Annotated in this window: 2 protein-coding genes and 2 pseudogenes; 3 read left to right on the top strand and 1 reads right to left on the bottom strand. The window is 24.8% G+C overall.

Annotation, left to right across the window (positions count from 1 at the left end; genetic code table 11):
• From ACTG3S_RS05000 to ACTG3S_RS04990, 3 genes and pseudogenes are all read left to right on the top strand, one after another.
• Nucleotides 1–533: pseudogene (locus ACTG3S_RS05000) on the top strand (DNA gyrase/topoisomerase IV subunit A); the annotation flags it as partial.
• A 64-nt stretch (nucleotides 534–597) separates the two neighbouring features.
• Nucleotides 598–933 carry a DUF2834 domain-containing protein gene (locus tag ACTG3S_RS04995; protein ID WP_439128273.1) on the top strand — a complete coding sequence of 112 codons (336 nt, stop codon included), beginning with the start codon at nucleotides 598–600 and terminating at the stop codon, nucleotides 931–933.
• The gene (locus ACTG3S_RS04990) at nucleotides 923–2,248 is read left to right on the top strand and encodes a LuxR C-terminal-related transcriptional regulator (RefSeq protein ID WP_439128272.1); all 1,326 of its coding nucleotides are present in this window, start codon (nucleotides 923–925) and stop codon (nucleotides 2,246–2,248) included. Before ACTG3S_RS04995 ends, ACTG3S_RS04990 begins: the two co-directional genes overlap by 11 nt.
• Nucleotides 2,249–2,426: 178 nt before the next feature.
• On the opposite strand, the pseudogene ACTG3S_RS04985 reads toward ACTG3S_RS04990, so the two are convergent.
• Nucleotides 2,427–2,677, bottom strand: a pseudogene (locus ACTG3S_RS04985) (ABC transporter substrate-binding protein); the annotation flags it as partial.

The raw sequence follows: 2,677 nt of genomic DNA, 5'->3' as shown, positions 1-2,677 counted from the left end.
AATGGAAACAGAACAAACCTATTTCTGCTATTTATTTTGATGGTGAAAAAGAACGTTATTACGTAAAACGTTTCTTGATTGAAACACCAGAAAAAGAAGAAGAGTTTATTTCAGATCATCCAAAAAGTCAATTAGAAATTGTGGCAACAGATTACAGACCTATTGCAGAAGTACAATTTTCTAAACGTAGTTTAGACAATGAAGAAGTTAATTTTGAAGAATTTATTGCAGTAAAAGGAATTAAGGCTTTGGGGAATCAATTAACCACAGAGAAAATTAAAAATGTAAACCTTTTAGAATCGTTACCCTATGAAGAAGCAAAAGAAGTTGCCTCAGAAGAAATGGAGGTAGTAGGTGAAGAGGTTATAGAAGATAAATTACCCATAGAAATTCAAGAAGTATCAACTAAAAAGCCTGTTTTAGAAGAAATGTCTGCAGAAGAAAAAGCAAGAATCGCTTTAAAAAAATCGATTGCAAAAAAGAAAGCAGAAGAAAAAAAGAAGGATGATGAAAATCAGCAAAAGTTATTTTGATAATTTCTTATCTTTAAATAAGATATTTTAATTAAAAAAAATGAACTTATAATAATAAGAACTCATGAAACTAAAACACCTTTATTTAGTATTATCCATATTAGGTGTTTGCTACACTTGGTATTATAACATTCAATGGTTTCAAACTGCAGAAAGTCCTACTTTTTTAAATTTCTTTAAAGATGCAGAAGCCAATTTTGCAGGCAAATCTTATGGGGCCGATTTAACTGTGGTTGTGCTTACATTTTTCGCATTTATGATTCCAGAATCTTTACGATTAAAAATTAAATATTGGTGGGTTTTAATTCCGCTTACTTTTTTAGTTGCAGTTGCTTTTACATTTCCTTTATTTTTGTATATGAGGGAAATTACTATTGAAAAACAAAAAGATGAGAAATAGTGTTTTTATTTTCTTGTTTTTTGTTGTTTCTAATTTGTTTTCACAAAATGAAATTTATTTTTACAAAGATTCAGTAAATATTCAAACTATTGAAACCATTAAAAATGTTGAGTTTAAAAAGTTAGAAAAAACAATTTCTGATGGTTATAATAAAACTTCATATTGGTTTAGAGTTTCAAATATGAATACTTCAAACACTTTTTATTTTACTGCTACTAATCCTCAAATTCAACATATTGTAGCTTTTAAAAATGGAATCAAAATAAATAAAGCAGCAAATCATCGTTTTTCTTCTATTAAATTTATTGGAGATTCAGAAATATATGTAAAAATTACACCTAGAAAAGAGTCATTTATTCCCATTGACATTTTAGCAGAAAAGGATTTTTTATATAAAGAAAGAACGAATATGTTATTTAATGGCTTGTATTACGGTATTGCTTTAATAATTGTAATTTCGTATATTTTTTATTCAATATTACTTGGTGATGATTCCTTTTTGTACTATGGTTTATTTGTGTTTAGTTTAACTTGCGGTGTTTTTGTGAGAGATGGAATGCTAAATTTTATGGAAGCATCTATTTCTGTAATAGACTTTACAGTAATATTCATATTTATTTTAATAGCATTTTTTGCTTCAAAATTTTCTGATAAATATTTACAAATTGATTTTTATTTCCCAAAAATTAAGTTTTTTAGTTATGGTATAGGTGTTATAATAATTATTTTAGGTCTTTGTCACTTAATAACTGGCTACTATTACTTATTTTTATCTTTAGTGATATTAGTATTTTCACTATTTCTTACCTATTATATTGTAGGTATTCTACTTTTCAATAAAAACGTCTTCATTAAAATATATGTTTTAGCATATACATTTATTCTTTTCTTAGCTTTTAATAATTATGTTTTAAAGACATTTGGAATTTCTTTTGAAGCTTTAAATGCAGTTAATTTTAAAATGGGAGGAATTATAGAAATGGTAATATTTTCTTCTGCTTTAATTTACAGAATGAAAATTTTAAAAAATGATAATAAATTTATGAGAGATGAAATTGTAAAATATTCTATTAAATTAAAAGAATTATCAAAAATAAAATTAAAAAAGAATACGGATGGATTTGACAACCATCTTGAAACTTTAAGTATAAGAGAATATGAAATTTTTAATTTAATTTTAAGGAGTAAATCCAACAAAGAAATTGCAAATGAATTAAATATCTCTGTAAATACGGTAAAATTTCATATAAAAAATATTTACGAAAAACTAAATATAAAAAGTAGAAAAGAAGCTTTAGTTATTGCAAAAAACTAGGATTTTGCAATTTTTACAAGATTACTACCCAAAAACTACCCCTTATTTAAACTGAATATTATAGTATGTTAACTAAATTTGTATTAGAAATTGTTTCCCTCAAAATAAATCCCCCATTTTAATATAAACTCCAGTTTTTAGCTGGAGTTTTTTTATTTATAATAATTTACAAAAAAAATTATTGCATCTTTTCAAAGAAAGTTAATTTGTAATTTGATAATAAATCAGGATTTGTAATTTTAATAATATCCTTTAAAACCAAATCAGGTCTTGTAGGTGCTAATTCGTAATAAATTACGCCACCAGTTTTTCCTTTTTTTGTTGATGGTGTATAAATTTTATGATCTTTAAAAGCTTTAAATTGCTTGTAAATTTCGTTGCTATTAATTAATTGTTTTTTTGTCGAAAAATAACCAGGAGCAATCCAAA

This window comes from Polaribacter sp. (assembly GCF_965656025.1).
GTDB lineage: Bacteria > Bacteroidota > Bacteroidia > Flavobacteriales > Flavobacteriaceae > Polaribacter.
The sequence above is the reverse complement of the archived record's forward strand: the minus strand, read 5'-3'. Positions and strand labels throughout refer to the sequence as shown.